Source organism: Salinicola sp. V024 (genome assembly GCF_052645315.1).
The window spans coordinates 60,971-82,508 of the sequence record NZ_JBQXYB010000004.1 but is presented as its reverse complement, the minus strand read 5'-3'; the positions used below and the strand labels follow the sequence as shown (position 1 = coordinate 82,508).

Below are 21,538 nucleotides of genomic sequence, written 5' to 3'. Positions count from 1 at the left end.
TCCCAAGGGCCGATAAATGCGTTCCAGACGTTGAACCCGTCAATCGAGACGAATAATGACAGCGACATTCACACGTTTCCGCTAAATCACTGCTATTCGATTCCGATCAAGTGATCTAAGCTGGGTTAGCTTGCCGAGAATATCAGCATCGCATCTCTGGCAACGTCGTCACTACCGCGCATGTCGTCAAGGAGGACAGCAATGCCGGGCTGCGCCAGACACGAGAACCTCTGCGGACGCTGTGATGCGCCGCTGGACTTCGATTTCACCATGGCTTTTCAGCCACTCGTCGATATCGCCCAAGGCCATGTCTATGGCTATGAAGCGCTCGTCAGAGGCCCTGGCGGGGAGTCGGCCGCCTCGATTCTGGCCAGAGTCGACGCCACGACACTCTATCGCTTCGATCAGGCATGCCGTGTCAAGGCGATCGAACTGGCCCACGAGCTGGGCGCCGTCGGCATGCTGTCGATCAATTTCCTCCCCAATGCCGTTTACGAGCCACAAGCCTGTATTCAGGCGACCCTGAAGGCTGCAGAACGCGTCGGCTGGCCGGTCAGCAGACTCTGCTTCGAGATTACCGAATCCGAAAGCGTCGCGGACCGTCGCCATCTCCAGAACATCGTGGACAGCTATCGGGCAATGGGAATGAAAACGGCGCTGGACGATTTCGGCACCGGTCACGCCAATCTCGATCTGCTGATCGATATCTCCCCCGACGTGCTAAAAATCGACCGCCAACTGATCAGCCATATACAGGTAGCACCAAGACAACAACGAATCGTCGAACACATCGTCACCCTGGCCCATCAGCTCGGTATTACGCTGATCGCCGAGGGCGTCGAAACAATAGAAGAAGCTCGCTGGCTCTATCAGCATGGTATTGCGAGGCAGCAGGGATACTGGTTTGCCAGACCGATCGCAGGACAACTACCTACTTGCCCCGATTCGCGCTTCGCGTTGGCCCGGGGTGAACGCTAACGATCCGACGCGTCTGGCCACTCTTCTCACCGTATGAACCTCGGTATCCTAGCTTATGGTTGCTTCGAAAAATCGGTTGCCCCGCCAGTCGGTGGATGCTTCATCCACCGCTGACGGGCTGGACACGCTCAACATCGCCGCATTGATCTATCGGATCGATGAGGATGTGCCGTTGCTGGTCGATGCCAACGAGACAGCGAGACGTCTATTATCGATAGGTGACAGTTTCCCCACAGCCGACCCCTGGCATTGGCTGGATGCCCGGCGATGTCCGGCAGCCGGCAGCCGGCACCCAGCGATGCTTGAGGACGATTCACACGCCTCGCCTCAGTGGCAATACTTTCATCTCCGTCAAAGCCGGAAGCCACTGCGAGCCGTCAAGCTCAAGATTTCGCCACTGGATGTCCCCGCCGACGGCGACCACCGGCGCCATGTCCTGATTGCCGTCGGCGAGATTACCGACGCCGACAGCGATGCCACTCCCAGTCTGCTGCCCCAGGCCGAGCCCCAACTGCACCAGATGCTGGGGAATCTGCCCATGGGCGTGTGCGTCATCGATGTCGAGGGCTATCTGCGCCTGGTCAACCGCGCTTTTTGCCGGTTCTTCGGCTATACGGAGAGCGAGCTGCTCAATGCCCATTTCCGCAAGCTGTTGCCCGAGCAGCATCGCCCAGCCGCCGACCAGTATCACGCTGCCAGTTTTCCCGATGCGCTGAATCAACGCCGCGCGGTGGAGGTTCTGTTGCGGGATGGATCGACCCGAACCGTCATCATCGAGGATACGATCAACCATGACGACCTCGGCCGCCCACAGCACATCGCCTTTCTCGTCGATATCACCGAGCGACGCAATCTCGAACGTCGGCTGGAGCAGAAGAACCGACGTCTCGAGTACCTGGCAACGCGCGATGAGCTGACGGGACTGCACAATCGCCGTTTCGGCCTCGAACTGCTGGAACAGACGCTGGAACGCAGTCAGCGCTACGGCGAGAAAGTCTCCGTCGCCATGCTCGATCTTGACTATTTCAAGGAGATCAACGATCAGTATGGTCACCCCGTCGGCGACACCATCCTGACGGACTTCAGCCGTCTCGTGGTCGAGTCGTTGCGCGCAAGCGACACCTTCATTCGCTGGGGAGGTGAAGAGTTCCTGATGATTCTGCCCGGCATCGACCGGTTCGCGGCGCAGACCACGTTGAACCGCCTCATCGAGCAACTTCACGACCACCCGCTGAGCCCCTACGATCTTCGGATAAGCTTCTCCGCCGGCGTCGGCGAGCATCATCATCAGACGTCGAAGGGATTGCTCGAAGAGATCGATCAGGCGCTCTATCAGGCCAAGTCTGCCGGCCGCGGCTGCGTCGCCATCGCGCCGATTTGTGTCTCCCGGCCCGGGCAGTGTTGCAATCAGGCATTTTCGTCGCTCTGACGTGACGGCCAGCCTCTGGCCGGCCATCTCGCTAATCTCGACTGCATCGCCGTTCGCTCGGCCTGGCGATCGGCCAGGCCCATGAGAAAGCGCTGGGGACGACTCCGGGAAGATCGCCCCGATCTAGAAGATCGTTCGCACGGCCAGAAACAGCACGGTCGGTGCCAGCAGGATACCCAGCCCGGTATAGAACGTCGCCGTCATCGCGCCGTAAGGCACCAGTCGCGCATCGGTCGCCGCCAGACCTGCAGCAACGCCGCTGGTCGTGCCGATCAAGCCACCGAAGATCATCGCCGAGCGCGGGTTGTCCAGCCCGATCAGTTTTGCGGTCATTGGGGTCGCGATCATGGTCAGAATCGACTTGACCAGACCGGCAGCGATCGACAGAGCGATCACTTCCGAGCTCGCCCCCAGCGTGGCCCCGGTGACCGGGCCGACGATGTAGGTCACTGCGCCCGCCGCGATGGTGGTGATGTCGACCGGATCGGTATAGCCGAAACCGATCGCCACGGCAGCACCTGCCACGAACGAGACGAGAACGCCGAGAAACAACGCGATCACGCCGCGCAGGCCAGCCTTCTTGATTTCGTGAAGCCGGACACCGTAGGCGGTGGCGATGATCGCCAGATCCCGCAACATGCCGCCGCCCATCAGCCCGAGCCCGGAAAACAGCGTGACATCCGAAAGCCCCTTGCTACCGCCGGTGGACACGCCGCCGATGTAGGCAAGTACCAGGCCGATGATGATCGCAATGGCGGATCCGTGCAGACGCCCCGCCGTCAGATGGCGACTGAGCCAGTAGGCCACGTACATGGTGAGACCAATCACCGCGAAAGCCGCGATCAGGTGATATTTGTCGACCAGAGAGACAATGGAATCGTTCATGTCGGCAATCTCGCTCAATGGCCGCTAGGGGCAGTGGGGGTCGACTCGAGCGGGCTCGCGTCATCGGTCTTCTTGCCGGTCAGTACCGGAACCAGCGCCAACCCCAGCACGACCGAGAGCACGCCGGCCAGGATCGCCACCATGCCGCCGCTGAATGCCGCCGCCACGTTCTGACTCGCCGCCATGGCCACCACGATCGGAATGTACATCGCATTCCAGAAGTTGATGCCGCTCTCCGTCGTTTCCGGCAGCTTGTCGCGGTCCTTGAGATAGCCGGTCACGAAGATCAGCAGCAGCATGGCGATACCCACCCCGCCCAGATTGGAATCGATTCCCAGCAACTGGCCGAGCACGTCGCCGATGATTAGCCCCGCCAGCATGCAGCCGGCCAGGAGTGCTACACCGTAGATCACCATCGTCATCACCTCTTGGATATTGTTATAGCGCGTTTTAATGGGACGTCGTTTTATGAAGCCTCGTGATGGCGCTTTGCTTTAGGACGTCGTCATGGATGGCTCGGTCGAATGAGCCTGGCGTGTCTCGGGACGAGCACCGTCTACCGCACGGTGACCGCCATGCCGCGTTACCCACGCGGCAAGGGTGAAAAGCGTTCGGCAATACTTACGGGCGTGCCGTTTCCGCGCCGGTATAGATATCGGCATAGCGCTCCCGCAGCGCGTTCTTCTGGACCTTGCCCATGACATTGCGCGGCAGGCTATCGATGAAGAACACCCGCTTGGGCTGCTTGTAGCGCGCGACCTTATCCTTGAGCGCCGCCAGCACCTGAGCTTCGTCGAGTGATTCGCCGGGCTTGATCACCACTGCCGCCGTCACTCCCTCGCCAAGATCGGGGTGTGCCACGCCGATGACCGCCGACTCCATCACCTGGGGCAGTTCGTCGATCCACTGTTCGACCTCCTTGGGGTAGACGTTGTAGCCACCGGAGATCACCAGATCCTTGTCGCGCCCAACGATGTGCAGGTAGCCATCGTCATCGACCAGACCGAGATCACCGGTAATGAAGAAGCCGTCTTCCCGGAATTCCGAAGCGGTCTTTTCCGGCATCCGCCAGTAACCCTGAAAGACGTTGGGCCCGCGAACTTCCACCAGACCGGTCTCCCCCGCCGCCAGCGTCTTGCCGCTCTCGCGCTCGGTGATCCGCACTTCGCTACCCGGCAGGGCGAAGCCGACAGTGCCCGGGCGGCGCTCGCCGTCGTAGGGATTCGACGTGTTCATGTTGGTTTCGGTCATGCCGTAGCGTTCGAGAATGGCGTGGCCGGTACGTTCGTGAAATTCGTGGTGGGTCTCGGCCAGCAGCGGCGCGGAACCGGACACGAACAGTCGCATGTTGGCGGTCGTCTCTCTGTTCAGACGCGGGCTGGCCAGCAGCCGGGTGTAGAACGTCGGCACCCCCATCAGCGTCGTCGCCCGCGGCATCAGGTCCAGCAGCTGGTCGGCATCGAGCTTGGGCATGAAAGTCATCGAGGCGCCGACGGTCAGAACGATGTTGCACGCCACGAACAGCCCATGAGTATGGAAAATCGGCAGCGCGTGCAGCAGGTGATCGTCAGCCGTGAATTGCCAGGTCTGCGCCAGCGCCTGACTGTTGGCGGCAAGATTGCCGTGGCTCAGCATCGCACCCTTGGAACGCCCGGTGGTGCCGGACGTATACAGGATCGAGGCCAGGTCATTGGCTTCGAGTTCGGCGAGACGAGAATCCTCCTCGGCGTTGCCGACCCGTTCCATCAACGAACCATCGACATCGGCGCCCAGGCTTTCGACGACTGACACGCCGCAACGCTCGGCCAGCCGCTGTGCGATCTCGAGATCCTCGGGCCGACACACATAGATCCGGGGCTCGGCGTCGGTCAGGAAATACTCGACTTCAGCTTCGGTATAGGCCGTGTTGAGCGGCAGATAGACGGCTCCTGTCTGCAGGCAGGCAAGGTAGAGCATGATCGCCTGCGGACTCTTGTCGACCTGAACCACGACACGATCGCCCGGCTCCACGCCGCTCTCGCGCAGCACCTTTGCCATGCGCCGCGAGGTAGCTAGCACGTCGCGATAGCGATACCGTTCGCCGCTCGGCGTATCGATCAACACCTTGTCCGGGTGGCGCTCGAAATTGCCCGAGAATTGCAGATAAAGATTCTGATTCATTCCACCACTCCTGCTTTGATAAACGGTCATGGCCGGTCAGGCGTCGGTTCGCGAGCCATGGCGGCAGCGTGAACGACCTTGCTTGGCTTCCCGGCGGATCTCGCTGGTGCAGACCACCGTGCCCTCGCGGCTGAACGCTTCGTGATTCTGCTCGATACGATCGAGTTCGTAGAGGTAATTGACCATCAGACCGTGGGACTGACGGCGTCCGTTCTCGGACGTGTCCCCCGGCCAGTTGAGCCGATGCAGACTGGCGCCGTTACCCAGATGGAAGCGGGCTACCGGGTCCATCGGCATGCCGCTGTCGCGTTTGACGTCGATCAGATAGTGCGCCGCCAGACCGCGAAGCTCGGGTGTCAGCTTGTCGCGCGACTTGGCATCCTCTAACCAGCGGCCGCCGTCGATACTGGCGGCGGTCTCGTCCGTCAGTTGACACGCCCCGCTCTCGCGCTCGGTCGCCAGCCACTTGGCGAACCCGGGTACCGGCGACAGCGTCACGAATTTCTCGAGATTGGGCAGTTCGCGCTTGAGCTCCTGCACCACCTGCTTGATCAGGAAGTTGCCGAAGGAGATCCCGCGCAGGCCGGCCTGACAGTTGCTGATGCTGTAGAAGGCGGCCGTATCGGCCTCTTCCGGACGCACCTCGTCGCCCCCTTCGAGAATCGTCTGGATGCTGTTGGGGATGCCGCGGCACAGGGCCACTTCGACGAAAATCAGCGGCTCGTCGCCGGTCGCCGGATGAAAGAAGGCATAGCAGTGACGATCGCCGGGATCGAGACGCCGGCGCAGGTCCGACCAGTCACTGATCGCGTGGACCGCCTCGTAGTGAATGATCTTCTCGAGCACCGCCGCCGGCGTGTTCCAGTCGATGCTCTCCAGCACCAGGAAGCCACGGTTGAACCAGGAGGCAAAGAGATGCCCGAAGTCGGCATCCAAGGGCGCCAGTTCGGGATGGGTCTTGAGGCAGCGCAACAGATCCGCGCGCATCTTGACCAATTCATAAGTCCCGCCAGGGCAGAGATTCAGCCGGCGCAGCAGGTGTTGGCGTCGTGGCTCGCACGCTGCAAACAGCTGCTGCAGACTCGCGTTGTCCTCGTCGACGCGGTAGGCCGCGTAAGCTTGATGGATGGCCTCGGGCTCGGCGGCGTAGCGCTCGCCCAGTAACTGGAAGAAGGCGATACGGTCCGCTTCGTCGAGCGAGGCATAGCGTTCCAGCGCTTCCTGGGCGATCAGAATCTGGGAAGCCTCGCCACCGGGGTGCATCAGCGTCTCGCATACCGAGGTCAATCTCGCCAGGCTACTGGCCGCCTTGCCGGAGCCGGTCCCCGTGAGGTACTGACCCCGTGTTCGGCGGCCGATGCTGGATAGCATATCCTGGAGGAAATTCATGTTGACGTTCATGCCGGCCCTCTCGGGTCTGTGGCTATGACTTCACCAGCGACGTTAGGCGACGCTGGCGAGCGTTGAACGGAGCGAGGCGGTCCAGCCGCTAAGCCTTGGTTTCGAAACCAACGAGACATTTCGAAACCGACGGTTAACATACATGTCATCGCTCTGTTATATATAACAGTCACGCCCCGGTCATCGGGTGTCAACCTAGGAGAAAGTCTAATATGGCTCGCACCCCGCATGCCCAGCGACTTCGCGACCTGCTCGAGGATGCCATTGTCGACGGTCACTTCGCCCCGGGGGACAAACTGAATCCGGAAGCGCTGGCGCGCGAGTACGAATGCTCACGCACCCCGATCCGGGAGGCGCTGCAGCAGCTAGCGGCATCGGGGATGGTGCGTGTTCTGCCAAAGCGCGGGACTTTTGTCGCCCAGTTGAGCGTGACCGAGCTGGTCGAGCGTTTCGAAGTGATGGCGGAACTGGAGGGCATGTGCGCAAGGCTGGCGGCGCGACGTGCGACATCCGAAGAGCTGGCAGCGTTGCAGCGTGCTCAGACGGCCTGCCGGCAGTGCATGACCGCCGGCGACGCCGACGGTTACTACTATGAAAATGGCACTTTCCACCATCTGATCTATCAGGCCAGTCACAACCAGTTCCTGACCGGGGAGGCCGCGCGCCTTCACGCCATTCTGAAACCCTATCGACGCCTGCAACTGCACGCTCGCGGGCGCGTTGCCAGTAGTTTCGACGAGCATGAAGCCATCATGGCGGCGCTGGTACAGGGCGATGCCGAGGCCGCCGAGACGGCCATCAAGCACCACGTGCAGGTTCAGGGAGAACGATTCAATGACCTGGTCGCCTCCATGCAGCGTCTGCAGGCCCAGCGTCAGAACGGCGCCTGACCCGCGAGCGCATGGTTTCGCCCGCGGCAGTCGAAGACGAGAATCAGTGGAAGAGTAGCGTCACCATCAGCGCGACGCTGCCGACGATCAGCGCCGTGATGACGGAGAGACTGACCACCAGATTGAGCCAGCGATCGATCCGAGCGTCGGGGGGCGTCGGCGCACGCCGAGTCGCCCCGTGAGAGAGCTGGCGGGAAGACTTCGTGGCCGGGGGCATGGGCAAGCTCCGCAGTGGGTCATGATCGTGTTAACGGCGTCACGCCTCTGGAATTGAGTATTAAATTAAGCGGCTTCGGCATATTTCTCCACCTCTGTCGTCGAGAGCCGTTGTCGTGCCACTCAATGCTCGATGCGCCAGGGAATCCCCACCAACGAAAAACGGCCCCGATCCTGTCCGGATCGGGGCCGTCGTCCACAACGCTATCAATCGGCGCTATCGATCAGCGCGGGTTGATACGACGATTTTTGACATCGGGCGCGCGGCGATAACGGTCTTCGTCCGCCAACTCTTCGGCTTCGAAGGCGTCGGCGCCCACCGGCGTGTCGCTGTGCTTACGATAGAGCGCGGTCAACATCGCCTTGCGATCGGCGCGCAGCTCTTTCAGCGTCACGAATATCATCCCGTAGAGAATGAACGTGAACGGCAACGCGGCCAGCACCGAGGCCGACTGCAACCCTTTCAAGCCGCTTTCACCACCGGCCGAGAGCAACGTCAGGCAGATCGCCGCGATCAGCACCCCCCAGATGATCCGCTTCATCAGTGGCGGATTGAGCGAGCCGTTATCGGTCATCTGCGACACGATATAGGTGGCGGAATCCGCTGACGTCACCAGGAAGATGAAAATCAGACAGAGAGCCACGATCGACAGCACATTCGAGAACGGCATCAGATCGAACATCTGAAACAGCGCCGAAGTGATGTTGTCCGAGGTCGCCTGAGCGAGGCCCGCATCGCTGTTCATTTCCATCTGAATGGCGGCGCCACCGAACACGCCAATCCACAAACAGGCCAGCAGCGGCGGTACGACCAGCACGCCGAACACATACTGCTTGATGGTACGACCGCGCGAAATTCGGGCCACGAAGGTGCCCACGAACGGCGACCAGGCAATGACCCAGGCCCAGTAGAAAATGGTCCAGTTGGATGCCCACTGACTGTCATCATACGGTGACATCCGCAGGCTCATGCCGATAAAATTCTGTAGGTAATCGCCGATACCCAAAGTGATGGTCTCGAGAATCGCGACCGTGGGTCCGGTGAACAGAATGTAGAACATCAGCGCGAAGCAGATGATTAGATTGAGGTTGGAAAGATTCTTGATCCCCTTGTCCAGGCCCGATGTCGCCGAGAGCATGTAGCAGATGAACATCGCCCCCATGATGATGAACTGCCACATCATGTTCTCGGGCACATTGAACACCGAGTGCAGACCGCCATTAATCTGCAGGACCGCCAAGCCAATTGATGTTGCCACCCCCATCACGGTGGCGACGACGGCGAAGATATCGAGGATCGGCCCGAGCCGGCGCAGTTTCGGGCGCTTGGCCGTTACCGACGACAGTACGTTGGAAACCATGCCCGCCTGCCCCTTACGGAACTGGTAATAGGCGATGATCAAGCCAACCACCGAAAACGCGGCCCACTGGTGGATACCCCAGTTGAAGAACGCGTACTGAATCGCATAGCGCGCCGATTCGGCGGATTCCGGTTCCACATCGCCGTAGGGTGGCGTCATGTAATGGGTCATCGGCTCCGCCATCCCGTAGAACACCAGGCCGACACCGAACCCTGCCGCCAACAGCATGCTTATCCAGGAGAAGAAACCATAGGTGGGTTTGCTATCCTGTGGCCCCAGACGAATTTTGCCGTATTTGCTGAACGCCAGACCCACCAGAAAAATCACGAACCCGAAAACGGAGATCAGATAGAACCACCCGAAATAGTGCGTGGTAGCGCCCAATGCGGCGTTAGCGACATTTCCAAATCCCGTTGGAAAAATGGCACCGACGGCCACGATTGCCGCTATCACCATCGCTGAGACGATGAATACCCCTTGCTTGCCGAATTTGGGCATGTTGTCCCCTTTTGATTGTGCTGATTTCCTCTGACGCCAACAGTGTAGACGAAGCCTCTACTCTCTGCGGCCGCTCAGGGTCTACCTCGGTGCCTTTGGCGAGTCAACGGGGTGCCACACGAAAACTCCCTCGACGTAAGTCTTCGTTAAGCCTTTGTGCCTCAACCTCGCCCTCATCATATTTGGTGGAGGGCTATCGATGTCGGGTTTATCTGCCCCAGCGGCGAACATCATCTGGCGCGAAAGTCGGGACGGTCAGGAGCGAGCCACGCTCGAGCACTTCATCGCGGATACCTACTGGCAGCAGCATGGCGCGTCGATCGCCCATTTCGCACCGCGTCTCTACGGGCTGTGGGAGCAAGATCAACTGCAGGCTGCTGTCGGCGTCCGTCGAGCCGACGCATCCCCGCTCTTTCTCGAACACTACCTGGAAACGCCCATCGAGCAGGCCCTCTCCGACGTTCTGGAGACGCAGGTCGATCGCATGGCATTGGCGGAAATCGGCAATCTGGCCGCTCGTCGACCTGGCATGACGGTCCCGCTGATTCGCGCACTGATTGCCTCTCTCGTCGCCGAGGAGTGCCGGTGGCTGGCATTCACCGCAACGGCAACCGTTCGCAATGGATTTCGACGCCTTGGCCTCGACGTTCATCGTCTCGCGGCGGCCGACCCGACCCGCTTGGGTACCGCGCAAGGCGACTGGGGCAATTATTACCTGCACCGCCCCTGGGTCATGGGTGGCGACTTGCTTGCCGCTTGGCATCGCCTCGCCCCGGCTGGCGACCGCACGATCATCAACACCGTGCCAGCCGCTGCCCCGCTTCACAAGGATATCAATCATGCGTGAGCGCTTTCTGGACCATTTGTGGACGCTGGGGAAGACCGACGCTAACCGTGTCGCCCTGGAGGACGAGACCCAGTCGATCAATTACGGCGAACTGATGGCGCTTGTCGAATCCCGCGCACACCAGCTACGTCAACTCGGTAGTCAGCGCGTCGGATTGGCCCTCGATAATGGCGTCGACTGGGTACTGTGGGATCTCGCGATGATGCAGGAGGCCATCGTCAGCGTGCCGCTACCCGGATTTTTTGCGCCGTCACAGCTAGCCCACGTGGTCGATCAGGCAGGTCTGGATACGCTGATCGGGACGCCGTCCGTGGCGACGGCATTGGGCTTCGAGGCTATCACAGACACCAGCGGCTCCACGAACACCAAAGACGCCACGCTCTGGCAGCGCCGCGTTGTCTCGTCACTCCCAGCGTTACCCGAAGGCACGCACAAGATCACCTTCACCTCGGGCACCAGCGGCACGCCCAAAGGCATCTGCCTGAGTAGCGACAACCAGCTCGTCGTCGCCGAGAGTCTCGCCGAGATCGCCGCTAGCGTCGACGTGCGCCGACACCTGGCAATACTCCCACTGGCGACGCTGCTGGAAAACATCGGTGGCATCTACGCCCCACTATGGCTCGGCGGCAGCGTCACACTGCCCTCCTTGGGGGCACTGGGCTGGCTGGGCGCAAGTGGTTTCGATAGCGCCCTCGGCTGGCAGGTCATTACCGAGCACGCGCCGGACAGTCTCATTCTGGTGCCGCAACTGCTTTCGGCGTTACTCACCCAGCAAGGCGATGCGCCAATCGGCTTTGGCCGTTTCTTCGCGGTCGGCGGGGCCACGGTGTCGCCCGCGCTCCTGGCGCGCGCGGAAGCCGCTGGCTGGCCAGTGTTCGAAGGATACGGTCTTTCCGAGTGCGCGTCCGTCGTCACACTCAATCGTCCCGGCGAAGCTCGTCCCAGTGAACATCGACCCGGCAGCGTTGGCAGACCATTGCCTCATGCGGAGGTAAGCCTGTCTGAAGATGGCGAGGTGCTGGTTCGGGGCAATGTGATGCTGGGCTACCTGGGTGACAGCGGACCGGCACCGACGGTCTGGCCCACGGGCGATCTAGGTGAATGGGATGGCGATGACCTGAGGCTCAAGGGACGTCATCGCCAGGTCTTCATCACGGCCTACGGCCGCAATGTCGATCCGGCCTGGGTCGAGGCTGAATTGACCGCCGAACCCGCGCTTGCCCAGGCCTGGGTGAGCGGTGAAGCGCAGTCCTTCAATCGTGCCCTGTTGGTGCCGCGAGGCGACTGGGTCAACGATCGCCAAATCGAAGACGCCGTGGCGCGAGCCAACGCCCGATTGCCCGATTACGCGCGCGTCTCACTGTGGCAACGCAGCGCCCCCTTTACTGCACAAAACGGTCTAGCAACCGCCAACGGCCGGCTGCGCCGTGACGCGTTGGCCAACCATTACCACACCTGGCTTACGAGCCCGGTCTTTCCATCAGCGGATGTGTAAGACATCCGCTTACGTCTCAGGAGACGACATCATGTCCCACTATGAAAAACTGCAACAAGCCACTGCCAGTCATCGCCAATGGCTACTCGACACGCCGGTCATTCGCCGGGCGCTGGAAGGCAACATCACGCGGGACATCTATCTCGCGTTTCTGGAACAGGCCTATCACCACGTCAAGCAGACGGTGCCGCTGATGATGGCCTGCGGGGCGCGCCTGCCGGCTCGTCTCGAATGGTTGCGTGGCGCGCTGGTGGAATACATTGAGGAAGAGTACGGCCACCAGGAATGGATTCTGGACGATATTCGCGCCATTGGGGGCGATGCCGATGCCGTCGCCAGTGCCACACCCGCGCCGGCTACCGAATTGATGGTGCGCTACATCCGTGATGTCATAGCCTACGACAACCCGGTCGGCTTCTTCGGCATGGTGCACGTGCTGGAAGGCACCAGTACCGCCATCGCCACCCAAGCCGCCGAGCAGATGCGCAACGGTGCCGGACTCCCGGCCAACGCCTTTCGCTACCTGGAATCCCACGGCAGCCTCGATATCGGACATCTGGCGTTCTTCGAGGAGCAGATCAACCGGCTCGAAGACCCAGCCGACCTACAGGCCATCATCGATTCCGCCAACATGGTCTATCGCCTCTACGGTGCCATGTTCCGCAATCTTCAGCGGGATGCCGATGACGCCGCCAGCCATGAGGGCCTGAGCCATGCGCTGGTCTGATCGCCGCATCCTGGTCACGGGCGCCAGTGGCGGCATCGGACGGGAACTCGTGTCACTGCTGGCCCAGCGCGGCGCCCAGATGCTGATCGTGGGGCGCAACGGCAGCGTGCTGAAAGAACTGACGACACTGGCGCCCGAGCGCATTCGTGCGCTCACCGCCAACCTGACAGCGCTAGATGAGCGTCGCAGGGTCGTCGAGGCCGCCGATGATGCACGGGTCGACATGCTGATCAACGCCGCCGGGGTGAATCATTTCGGCCTCTTCGACGAGCAGTCTCCGGCGGCGATCTCGTCGATGGTGGACCTCAACGTAACAGCCACCCTGCTCCTCACTCAGGCGCTGCTACCGCGACTGCTGCACGAAAATAGCGCCTGGATCGTCAACCTCGGATCTGCTTTCGGTGCGATTGGCCATCCGGGCTATACCGCCTACTGCACGACCAAGTTCGCCTTGCGCGGATTCAGTCAGGCCTTGCGTCGAGAGCTAGCCGATACGCCGATCCAGGTGCTGCATATCTCGCCTCGTGCCACCCGCACGAGCATGAACAGTGACCGCGCCGATGCCCTCAACACCGCGCTGGGCAACCACGTGGACGAACCCGCTCACGTCGCCGCTAGCGTCATCCGCGGCATCGAGAAGCATGCTCGTGATCGACAGCTTGGCTGGCCGGAGTGCCTGCTGGTCAAGCTGAACGGCATTCTGCCCGGCCTCGTCGATCGCGCGCTCAAAAAGCAGCTTCCAACGATCCAGCAGCATGCGCGTCGTCCTTCCACGTCGTCCTGACCCGCACAGGGAGATCACCATGACAGAACACCACTCTTTGAAGACCATGGTTCTCGCCATGGTTCTCGCCACGACGGCTGGGATGGCGCTTACCGACAGCCCCATGGCGTTGGCGGCACAGCCTTTGACGGCTTCGGCATCGACCGCAGACTCGGCAGCGCCGGTCGCCGCGGGCCTGCATGAACTCCAGAGCCGCTGGGCCAACATTCAGTACCAGACGCCGGAAGCGCGGCGTGCCGATGCCTTCGAGCAGCTCTATCAGCGCGCTCAGGCTCTACTTAAATCACAACCCAAAAGTGCAGAACTACACACCTGGGCGGGTATCATTCGTGGCTCTCAGGCAGGCGCGGAGGGCGGTCTAAGCGCCCTATCGCAGGTCAAGGAGGCCCGAGCCGAGTTCGAGCAGGCGCTGTCGATCGATCCGACGACGCTGAGCGGCTCGGCGTATACCAGCCTGGGTACGCTCTATCACCAGGTGCCCGGCTGGCCCATCAGTTTCGGTGACGACGACAAGGCGCGACAGCTGCTGCAGAAAGGTTTGAGCCTCAATCCCGACGGGATCGACAGCAACTACTTCTGGGCAGACTTCCTCCATGATCAGGGAGACGATGCGCAGGCCCGCCAGGCGATCGAGAAGGCCATGGCAGCAGCGCCGCGCCCCGGCAGGGAAACGGCCGATGCCGGGCGTCGTCAGGACATACAGGCTCTGCTGAAAGAGATCTAGGCGCACGCCTCGTTCGGAGGTCCGACCAACCCGGAAGTAGCGTAAAGCTCGGCGGCGGTGGAATCGGTTGCATTCGTCTCTGGCGCCCTCATGATAGGGATTATGAGGGCGCTAACTAGCGCTCACTCACTTCTCGATGGGAACGCTCATGTCACGACTTGCCGATATTCCTCTCTCGGTGCTGGACCTGGCACCGATCACGCGCGACGGCACTGCGGCGGAGACCTTCCGTCACAGCGTCGACCTGGCCCAGCAGACCGAACGCCTTGGCTACAACCGTTACTGGCTGGCTGAGCACCACAACATCGATGGGATCGCCAGCGCGGCGACCAGCGTGTTGATCGGTCACATTGCGGGCGCTACCTCGACGCTACGCATCGGCAGCGGCGGCATCATGCTGCCCAACCATCCGCCGCTGGCGATCGCCGAGCAGTTCGGCACCCTGGCCACGCTCTACCCGGATCGGATCGATCTCGGCCTGGGCCGCGCGCCGGGGTCCGACGGCATCACCATGCAGGCCATGCGCCGCGACCCACGCGCCGGCGTCAACGATTTCCCCGATCGTCTCGATGAACTACGCCGTTATCTGGGTGATACCGTACCCGGCCAGCGCGTGCGCGCCATCCCCGGTGAGGGCACCCACGTGCCCATCTGGCTGCTCGGCTCCAGCGGCTATAGCGCCCAGCTCGCGGCCAGGCTCGGCCTGCCTTTCGCGTTCGCCGGGCAGTTCGCGCCGGGCTACATGGTCGAGGCGCTGCATCTCTATCGCGAAGGTTTCCAGCCGGGTGTACTCGACAAGCCCCACGCCATGATCGGGATTCCGCTGGTCGCCGCCGACACCGACGAGCGCGCCCGCTTCCTGGCCACCACGCAGCAGCAGAAATTTCTCAATCTGATTCGCGGCAAGAGCACGCGCACCCTGCCACCGGTAGAGAATCTCGACTGGTCGCCGCAGGAACGGGCCATGGTCTCGCAGAATCTGGGGGCCGCGGTGGTCGGCGGGCCGGAGAGCGTACGTCAACAGCTGGACGACCTGCTCGAGCAGACCGGCGCCGACGAAATCATGGTCAACACCGACTGTTTTGATCACGCCGAACGGGTGAAGTCCTACGAGATTCTGGCGGACGTATGGAAGGCTTGACTGCCGAACAGTCGTAGAGCTAGAGGCTAGAATTTGCCTCCCGGCGTCTCCAAGACCGCGCGGGATGAGAAGCGCCAAGCCGGGTCGCGCGACATGGATGTCGCGCGAGGCGCGCCAAGACAAGGATGTCCGTGCGCGCCGACCCGAAGCGCAGGCGCTTTCTCATACCGGGTTTCGCGGTCTTGCGACGCCAATAGAGGGGGAGCGGCGAGGGGGCGAGCGTTAAGCCCCCTCGTCAATCAACGGTGAGGATCGCTAATGCACGATCAGTGACAGGCTCTCTGCCCGCGAATCAGACGAATCCTAACTACCCACGAAAAAACACCCGGCACATGGCCGGGTGTTTTCATTTCGAGGCAGCGAGGAGAAGTCAGCCCAAGGGCTATCAACCCAAACGCTTGGCCAGCAGACCTTCCAGCTTCTTCTGGTCGGCGGCGAAGGTGCGGATGCCTTCGGCCAGCTTTTCGGTCGCCATGGCGTCCTCGTTGTGCTCCCAGCGGAACTGCGCTTCACCGATCGGATCGAGGCGCTCGGTGCCGCTACCCTCGTCGGTGATCTTGCGCGTCACTTCCCCTTCCGCCGAGGAGAGCTCCTCGAGCAGCGCCGGCGAAATGGTCAGGCGATTACAGCCGGCCAGCGCCAGAATCTGATCGGTGTTGCGGAAGCTGGCGCCCATGACCACCGTCTTGTAACCGTACTGGCTGGCGTAGTCGCACACACCGCGGACGAACTTGACGCCTGGGTCCTCGTCTGGCGCGTAGGATTCGGTGCCGGTGGATTTCTTGTACCAGTCGGTGACGCGGCCGACGAAGGGAGAGATCAGATAGACGCCGGCTTCGAAACAGGCGCGCGCCTGGGCATCGGAAAAGAGCAGCGTCAGGTTGCACTTGATGCCTTCCTTCTCGAGCCTTTCGGCAGCGCGAATGCCTTCCCAGGTGGAAGCGAGCTTGATCAGCACGCGGTCCTTGGAGACGCCCTGTTTCTCGTAAAGCTTGATCAGATGATGGGCCTTCTCGAAGCTGGCTTCCTCGTCGAAGGAGAGCTTGGCGGCCACTTCGGTGGAGACGCGACCCGGAATGATCTTGGTGATCTCGGTGCCGATCGCCACACAGAGACGATCGACCGCGTCCTCGACGCGCGCGTCGGCATCGGACACTTCCGACTTCACCGCGGTCAATGTCTCGTCGATCAACGCCTGATAGCCCTCGAGATCGAAGGCCTTGAGAATCAGAGAGGGATTGGTAGTCGCGTCATGCGGCTGGTAGCGGCGGATGGCATCCAGATCGCCGGTATCGGCGACTACCATGGAAAGTTGCTTGAGAGAGTCGAGTTGCTGCGTCATGAGTCACTCCATCGTCGTAGCGTGTGATTGCATCCCTTCGCAATCCTAATTCTGAAAGCATAACACCGATGCGTAGCTATCACCGTGACTTGACCGCGTTCCGCGCACTCTTTGACGTGAGGCCGCATCACACAATCAGAATGATGATACTCAAGGCCCGAACTGAAAATAAGCGACGAATAGGCGACGGCAAGAACGTTACTGCCGGTCAATATCGCCCCCATCGGCAACGCCTTCTCCTGTCCACTATCAATGGGGGAACAAAGCGCGATTTCAAGCCTCGAGGCAACTGTTTTCGGGCGACAGCATCGCTGCCCTCTGACGACGCGGTGGCGGTCGACGGGCGATACGAGAGCCGCCCCCGAAGGATACCGAAGACTCAAGCGATACCGTGCTCGCGGCTCAGCGCCTCGCGGTAGCGGCGATAGATATCATCATAGCAGGCGACGGTTTCCGGCTGTGGCCGAGTCAGCGTGGATTCATCCAGGCGCACCCAATCCCGGCAGAGCGTATCCAATGCCACTTCGGAATCACGGTCATCGCACCAGCGCGCCTGGATCGCCCCGCCGAAAGCCGCCGCCTCGGTGACCTGGGGACAGACCACCTCGACATCGAGCACATCGGCCACGATCTGGCGCCACACCGGGCTTTTGGCCCCGCCGCCAACGAGCCGCACCTGAGTTGCCTGACTGGCCAACGGGCCCAGCAGTTCGAGCCCGTAACGCAGCCCGAAGGTGGCGCTTTCGACAGCGGCACGGCACAGATTTTCCGGGGTGGTGTTGAAGCTGGTCAGGCCGCTCATGCTCGCCTGCGCCTGGGGCAACGCCGGCACCCGTTCGCCACTGAAGAACGGCAGCAAAGTGATGCCACCCGCCCCCGGCTCGGCCTTGGCGACGGCACGATTGAAACCGTCGATGTCCAGCCCGACCAGCTCCCGCAGCGTGGTCGTGGCCGAGGTGACGTTCATGGTGCAGATCAACGGCAGCCAGCCGCCGTGACTGGCACAGAAGTTCGCTACCATGGCGTTGTCCGGCACCACCGGATCGGAGGAATGAACGGCAATGGTGCCGGAAGTCCCCAGACTGATCGTGACCCGCCCCGGCTCGATATTGCCGGTGCCGATGGCTCCCATCATGTTGTCGCCACCGCCGCTGGAGACGAGCACGTCTTCACTCAGCCCCAGCTCGCGGGCCAGCTCTGGGCGAACCTTTCCCACTGCCTCTCGGGAATCGATCAGTCTCGGCAGCACCGTGTCGAAATCGAGCTCGGGGGCGATGATGTCGAACACGTCTCGCCGCCAGGTTCGCGCTCGCGTATCGAAGTAACCGGTGCCGGAGGCATCGCCCGGCTCGGCCACCCGCTCGCCGGTCAGCCAGAAGTTGAGATAGTCGTGCGGCAGCAGCAGCGTGGCGATTTTCCGATAGGCGTCAGGATGGGTTTCGCGCAGCCAGGCAATCTTGGAGGCGGTATAACCGGTCTGCAGTACTAGCCCGAGCTTGTCGATGCAGCCCTGTTCGCCACCGAGCTGCTCGATCAGTCGCGCGTTCCACTCGGCAGTCTCGGTATCGTTCCAGAGCTTGGCCGGATGTAGCGGCGCGCCATCGCCATCCAGCGCCACCATGCCATGCTGTTGGCCGGAAATACCGATGGCCCGGATCGTGTCCGCCTTCACGCCGGCATCGCTCAGCGCCTCTTCGAGGGCGCCGCGAAAGGCCTCGGTCCACTCCTCGACACGCTGTTCCCGTCGGCCGTGGTCGCCCTGTTCCAACTGGTGGGGACGAGAAGCTTCACCAACGATGCGTCCGTCGTCACCATCGACCACCACGACCTTGGTGCTCTGCGTGCCACAATCCACGCCGATATACATCGCGTCCATCCCTTGATCAGTTCCCATTTCGTATCGCTTGCGCGGCCGGCGCGAACGCCGACCTCAATTCGTCATCCGCTGACGTCAATGCGCCACGAGATGCTCGACACAGGCGCGCGCGCCGTCGCGATAGAGCCTTTCGAGTGCATCGAGATAGGCCGCGCGGAAACGCTCGTCGTCGGCCAGATCGCCGAACAGCTGACGATTCTCGATGAAGGCGGTCGGTTCGTCGCGGTTACGTTTGGCGATCGCCGTCAGCTCGTCTTTCAGACGATCGACAACCACGATCGACTCGCCCTGCTCGTCGGCGCCCTCGGCATAGCGCGCCCAGCTGGCGACGACCGCCGCGCTGCGATGAATCTCGCCGCCCTGTGCCAACTGCTCGCGAATCACCGGCAGCAGCCATTTGGGGATGCGATCCGAGCTTTCGGCACACAGCCGCGCCAGGGTGTCCTTGATCTCCGGATTGGCAAAACGCGCGATCAGCGTGTGCTTGTAATCGTCGAGATCGACGCCCGGCACCGGCCGCAGGGTCGGCGTGCCCTCGCGGTTCATGTAATCGAGCAGGAAGTCGACGAACAGCGGGTCCTGACACACTTCATGAGCATAGCGGTAGCCGGCCAGATAGCCGAAGTAGGTCAGCGCCTGATGGCTGGCGTTGAGCAGACGCAGCTTCATCAGCTCGTAGGGCATGACATCTTCGACCAGCTGCACGCCGACCTGATCGTAGGCAGGACGGCCAGCGTTGAAATGGTCCTCCAGCACCCATTGAGTGAAGGGCTCGCAGACCACCGGCCAGCGATCCTCGATGCCGAAGCGCTGGTGAATCTCTTCGATGTCTCCGTCGGTGGTCACCGGCGTGATGCGATCGACCATCGAGTTGGGAAAATGCACGTTGGCATCGATCCAGTCACCCAGTTCCGCGTCCCGCGCTCTGGCGTAGGCCACGAACATCTTATGGGCGACTTCGCCGTTACCCTGGATATTGTCGCAGGACATCACCGTGAATGGCTCTACACCCCGCTCCCGCCGCCGCGCCAACGCCTCGGCGACGATCCCGAAAGTGGTTCTGGGGGTCTTCGGCGAGGCCAGATCGTGTTCGACATCCGCGTTGCCGAGGTCGAACTCGCCGGTGACATGGTGAAAGTTGTAGCCCCCTTCGGTCACCGTCAGCGACACGATGCGGATCTTGGGGTCTGCCAACAATTCCAGCGTTCCTTCGATATCGTCCGGCGCATAGCGATAGTCAATGATCGAGCCGATGACCCGCGCCTGGTACTCGCCCTCGGGATGCTTGATCACCAAGGTATAGAGATGATCCTGAGCGGAGAGCGCCGCCTGCATGCGACGATCGCCGGGCATCACGCCGACCCCGACGATACCCCAGTCCAGCGCTTCGCCTCGATTCATCAGATCATCGAGATACATTGCCTGATGAGCGCGATGAAAGCCGCCAACGCCGAAGTGGACGATACCCGGCGTGACCCGACTGCGATCGTAGGACGGCTTGGCGACGGTGTTCTCGAGCTGGCCGAGGGCCGCCGAATTCAGCGATGGCATAGGTTGTCTCCTGAAAAGTCACTGCCCATAAAGATTCTGAACGCGTTCGGCCCCGATTAGGCCTTGGCGGCGACCGAAGGCTGCTCCGCCGGCTCGCGACCAATGGCCAGTTCACTATCGGTGTCGAACAGATGCAACTTGTCGCTGTCGCAGGCCAGTGTCAGGGTGTCACCGATCTCGACTTTCTGGTGACCGGGCAGCTGTGCGGTGACGGAATGCTCGCCCACGCTCAGTTGCACCATGGTCACCGCCCCCAGCGTCTCGACCACATCCACCGTGCCTTCGACACGATTGGTTGCCGCGCCATCGCTCAATCGGAGATGCTCCGGACGAATACCGACCCAGACATCACCCACGTTCCGGGAGGCCACGACGGGCCGGTGGCTATCATCCAGCGTCAGTCGATAGCCATCGCCACTGACGACTCCTTCGGCATGCCTGGCGCGCAGAAAGTTCATCGACGGGTTGCCGATGAAACCGGCCACGAAACGATTGGCCGGGAATTCGTAGAGATTGATCGGCGTATCGATCTGCTGAATTCTGCCGTCTTTCATCACCACGATGCGCTCGCCCATGGTCATGGCTTCGACCTGGTCGTGGGTCACGTAGAACGTGGTCACCTTGAGACGCTTGTGCAGCTTGACGATCTCGGCACGCATATCGACGCGCAGTTTGGCATCCAAGTTAGAGAGTGGCTCGTCCATCAGGAAAACCTGCGGATCGCGCACGATCGCTCTGCCCAGCGCGACGCGTTGACGCTGACCGCCGGAGAGCTCGCGCGGCTTGCGATCCAGCAGAGGCTGAATTCCCAGTGTCTGCGCCGCTTCCTCGATCTTGGCCTTGATCTCTGCCGCGGGGCGTTTTTTCAGCTTCAGGCTGAACCCCATGTTGTCGGCAACGCTCATGTGCGGATAAAGCGCGTAGCTCTGGAACACCATCGCGATATCGCGCTCCTTGGGCGGCACCTGACTGACATCTCTGCCGCCGATCAGGATTTCGCCTTCGGTATTGCGCTCCAGCCCGGCGATCATGCGCATGGTGGTCGACTTGCCGCAGCCCGAAGGGCCCACCAGCACCACGAATTCGCCGTCGCGGGTGACCAGGTTGAAGTTATCGACTGCATTGCTGCTTTTGTCGCCTTTGCCCTTAACGAGACCCTGAGCATAGTTCTTGGCGACATTCTTGAGTTCGACGATGGCCATCTCGTTAGCCCTCTGAAAAAGATTCGTTACC

At 61.6% G+C, this 21,538-nt stretch carries 19 protein-coding genes; 9 read left to right on the top strand and 10 right to left on the bottom strand.

The window, feature by feature from the left end; genetic code table 11:
• Positions 1 to 201 precede the first annotated feature (201 nt).
• Both ACUN9V_RS08105 and ACUN9V_RS08100 read left to right on the top strand, forming a co-directional pair.
• Positions 202 to 978 (top strand): EAL domain-containing protein, encoded by a 777-nt coding sequence (locus ACUN9V_RS08105; RefSeq protein WP_075563313.1) that lies wholly within the window; start codon positions 202 to 204, stop codon positions 976 to 978.
• A gap of 76 nt (positions 979 to 1,054) precedes the next feature.
• Positions 1,055 to 2,407, top strand: a complete 1,353-nt coding sequence (locus tag ACUN9V_RS08100) for a GGDEF domain-containing protein (RefSeq protein ID WP_445511024.1) — start codon at positions 1,055 to 1,057, stop codon at positions 2,405 to 2,407.
• Between the two features lie 123 nt (positions 2,408 to 2,530).
• On the opposite strand, the gene madM is transcribed toward ACUN9V_RS08100, so the two are convergent.
• The 4 genes from madM to ACUN9V_RS08080 form a co-directional block, all read right to left on the bottom strand.
• Positions 2,531 to 3,292 (bottom strand): malonate transporter subunit MadM, encoded by a 762-nt coding sequence (gene madM / locus ACUN9V_RS08095; protein WP_075563314.1) that lies wholly within the window; start codon positions 3,290 to 3,292, stop codon positions 2,531 to 2,533.
• Positions 3,293 to 3,306: 14 nt separating this feature from the next.
• A complete protein-coding gene (gene madL / locus ACUN9V_RS08090; protein ID WP_075563315.1) occupies positions 3,307 to 3,708 on the bottom strand; it encodes a malonate transporter subunit MadL in 402 nt (133 codons plus the stop codon).
• Positions 3,709 to 3,913: 205 nt separating this feature from the next.
• Positions 3,914 to 5,452, bottom strand: coding sequence for a malonate--CoA ligase (locus ACUN9V_RS08085; protein WP_445511023.1), 1,539 nt, complete (start codon positions 5,450 to 5,452; stop codon positions 3,914 to 3,916).
• 36 nt (positions 5,453 to 5,488) lie between these two features.
• Positions 5,489 to 6,853, bottom strand: a complete 1,365-nt coding sequence (locus ACUN9V_RS08080; RefSeq protein ID WP_445511022.1) for a malonyl-CoA decarboxylase — start codon at positions 6,851 to 6,853, stop codon at positions 5,489 to 5,491.
• 212 nt (positions 6,854 to 7,065) lie between these two features.
• Between ACUN9V_RS08080 and ACUN9V_RS08075 the strand changes: the two genes are divergently transcribed.
• Positions 7,066 to 7,743 (top strand): GntR family transcriptional regulator, encoded by a 678-nt coding sequence (locus tag ACUN9V_RS08075; RefSeq protein WP_445511021.1) that lies wholly within the window; start codon positions 7,066 to 7,068, stop codon positions 7,741 to 7,743.
• A 43-nt stretch (positions 7,744 to 7,786) separates the two neighbouring features.
• Here ACUN9V_RS08075 and ACUN9V_RS08070 read toward each other — a convergent pair whose 3' ends face one another.
• On the bottom strand, positions 7,787 to 7,960 hold the full coding sequence (locus ACUN9V_RS08070; protein ID WP_168170669.1) for a hypothetical protein: 174 nt from the start codon (positions 7,958 to 7,960) through the stop codon (positions 7,787 to 7,789).
• A gap of 223 nt (positions 7,961 to 8,183) precedes the next feature.
• Positions 8,184 to 9,818 (bottom strand): BCCT family transporter, encoded by a 1,635-nt coding sequence (locus tag ACUN9V_RS08065; protein WP_075563319.1) that lies wholly within the window; start codon positions 9,816 to 9,818, stop codon positions 8,184 to 8,186.
• Positions 9,819 to 10,017: 199 nt separating this feature from the next.
• On the opposite strand from ACUN9V_RS08065, the gene ACUN9V_RS08060 reads away from it, so the two are divergent.
• The 6 genes from ACUN9V_RS08060 (at position 10,018) to ACUN9V_RS08035 (ending at position 15,536) form a co-directional block, all read left to right on the top strand.
• On the top strand, positions 10,018 to 10,665 hold the full coding sequence (locus tag ACUN9V_RS08060) for a thermostable hemolysin (RefSeq protein WP_445511020.1): 648 nt from the start codon (positions 10,018 to 10,020) through the stop codon (positions 10,663 to 10,665).
• Entirely contained in the window at positions 10,658 to 12,160 is a 1,503-nt protein-coding gene (locus ACUN9V_RS08055) for an AMP-binding protein (RefSeq protein WP_445511019.1), read from the top strand. The genes ACUN9V_RS08060 and ACUN9V_RS08055 overlap by 8 nt, the downstream gene beginning before the upstream one ends.
• Positions 12,161 to 12,191: 31 nt before the next feature.
• Complete coding sequence (locus ACUN9V_RS08050) at positions 12,192 to 12,887, top strand: TenA family transcriptional regulator (RefSeq protein ID WP_445511018.1); 696 nt, start codon at positions 12,192 to 12,194, stop codon at positions 12,885 to 12,887.
• On the top strand, positions 12,874 to 13,671 hold the full coding sequence (locus tag ACUN9V_RS08045) for an SDR family oxidoreductase (protein ID WP_445511017.1): 798 nt from the start codon (positions 12,874 to 12,876) through the stop codon (positions 13,669 to 13,671). The genes ACUN9V_RS08050 and ACUN9V_RS08045 overlap by 14 nt, the downstream gene beginning before the upstream one ends.
• Before the next feature lie 19 nt (positions 13,672 to 13,690).
• Positions 13,691 to 14,395, top strand: a complete 705-nt coding sequence (locus ACUN9V_RS08040) for a hypothetical protein (RefSeq protein WP_445511016.1) — start codon at positions 13,691 to 13,693, stop codon at positions 14,393 to 14,395.
• 148 nt (positions 14,396 to 14,543) lie between these two features.
• On the top strand, positions 14,544 to 15,536 hold the full coding sequence (locus tag ACUN9V_RS08035) for an LLM class flavin-dependent oxidoreductase (protein WP_075563325.1): 993 nt from the start codon (positions 14,544 to 14,546) through the stop codon (positions 15,534 to 15,536).
• A gap of 385 nt (positions 15,537 to 15,921) precedes the next feature.
• Here ACUN9V_RS08035 and tal read toward each other — a convergent pair whose 3' ends face one another.
• The 4 genes from tal to ACUN9V_RS08015 form a co-directional block, all read right to left on the bottom strand.
• Complete coding sequence (tal, locus tag ACUN9V_RS08030; RefSeq protein WP_110643432.1) at positions 15,922 to 16,878, bottom strand: transaldolase; 957 nt, start codon at positions 16,876 to 16,878, stop codon at positions 15,922 to 15,924.
• A 379-nt stretch (positions 16,879 to 17,257) separates the two neighbouring features.
• Positions 17,258 to 18,745, bottom strand: a complete 1,488-nt coding sequence (gene xylB, locus ACUN9V_RS08025; protein ID WP_445511188.1) for a xylulokinase — start codon at positions 18,743 to 18,745, stop codon at positions 17,258 to 17,260.
• A gap of 84 nt (positions 18,746 to 18,829) precedes the next feature.
• Complete coding sequence (locus ACUN9V_RS08020) at positions 18,830 to 20,305, bottom strand: mannitol dehydrogenase family protein (protein WP_075563328.1); 1,476 nt, start codon at positions 20,303 to 20,305, stop codon at positions 18,830 to 18,832.
• 56 nt (positions 20,306 to 20,361) lie between these two features.
• Entirely contained in the window at positions 20,362 to 21,507 is a 1,146-nt protein-coding gene (locus ACUN9V_RS08015) for an ABC transporter ATP-binding protein (RefSeq protein WP_445511015.1), read from the bottom strand.
• Positions 21,508 to 21,538: the final 31 nt, after the last annotated feature.

Coding starts and splice junctions, on each gene's coding strand:
- ACUN9V_RS08105 (WP_075563313.1), top strand. CDS start 202: ATGCCGGGCTGCGCCAGACACGAGAACCTCTGCGGACGCTGTGATGCG.
- madM (WP_075563314.1), bottom strand. CDS start 3,292: ATGAACGATTCCATTGTCTCTCTGGTCGACAAATATCACCTGATCGCG.
- madL (WP_075563315.1), bottom strand. CDS start 3,708: ATGGTGATCTACGGTGTAGCACTCCTGGCCGGCTGCATGCTGGCGGGG.
- ACUN9V_RS08085 (WP_445511023.1), bottom strand. CDS start 5,452: ATGAATCAGAATCTTTATCTGCAATTCTCGGGCAATTTCGAGCGCCAC.
- ACUN9V_RS08080 (WP_445511022.1), bottom strand. CDS start 6,853: ATGAACGTCAACATGAATTTCCTCCAGGATATGCTATCCAGCATCGGC.
- ACUN9V_RS08075 (WP_445511021.1), top strand. CDS start 7,066: ATGGCTCGCACCCCGCATGCCCAGCGACTTCGCGACCTGCTCGAGGAT.
- ACUN9V_RS08070 (WP_168170669.1), bottom strand. CDS start 7,960: ATGCCCCCGGCCACGAAGTCTTCCCGCCAGCTCTCTCACGGGGCGACT.
- ACUN9V_RS08065 (WP_075563319.1), bottom strand. CDS start 9,818: ATGCCCAAATTCGGCAAGCAAGGGGTATTCATCGTCTCAGCGATGGTG.
- ACUN9V_RS08060 (WP_445511020.1), top strand. CDS start 10,018: ATGTCGGGTTTATCTGCCCCAGCGGCGAACATCATCTGGCGCGAAAGT.
- ACUN9V_RS08055 (WP_445511019.1), top strand. CDS start 10,658: ATGCGTGAGCGCTTTCTGGACCATTTGTGGACGCTGGGGAAGACCGAC.
- ACUN9V_RS08050 (WP_445511018.1), top strand. CDS start 12,192: ATGTCCCACTATGAAAAACTGCAACAAGCCACTGCCAGTCATCGCCAA.
- ACUN9V_RS08045 (WP_445511017.1), top strand. CDS start 12,874: ATGCGCTGGTCTGATCGCCGCATCCTGGTCACGGGCGCCAGTGGCGGC.
- ACUN9V_RS08040 (WP_445511016.1), top strand. CDS start 13,691: ATGACAGAACACCACTCTTTGAAGACCATGGTTCTCGCCATGGTTCTC.
- ACUN9V_RS08035 (WP_075563325.1), top strand. CDS start 14,544: ATGTCACGACTTGCCGATATTCCTCTCTCGGTGCTGGACCTGGCACCG.
- tal (WP_110643432.1), bottom strand. CDS start 16,878: ATGACGCAGCAACTCGACTCTCTCAAGCAACTTTCCATGGTAGTCGCC.
- xylB (WP_445511188.1), bottom strand. CDS start 18,745: ATGTATATCGGCGTGGATTGTGGCACGCAGAGCACCAAGGTCGTGGTG.
- ACUN9V_RS08020 (WP_075563328.1), bottom strand. CDS start 20,305: ATGCCATCGCTGAATTCGGCGGCCCTCGGCCAGCTCGAGAACACCGTC.
- ACUN9V_RS08015 (WP_445511015.1), bottom strand. CDS start 21,507: ATGGCCATCGTCGAACTCAAGAATGTCGCCAAGAACTATGCTCAGGGT.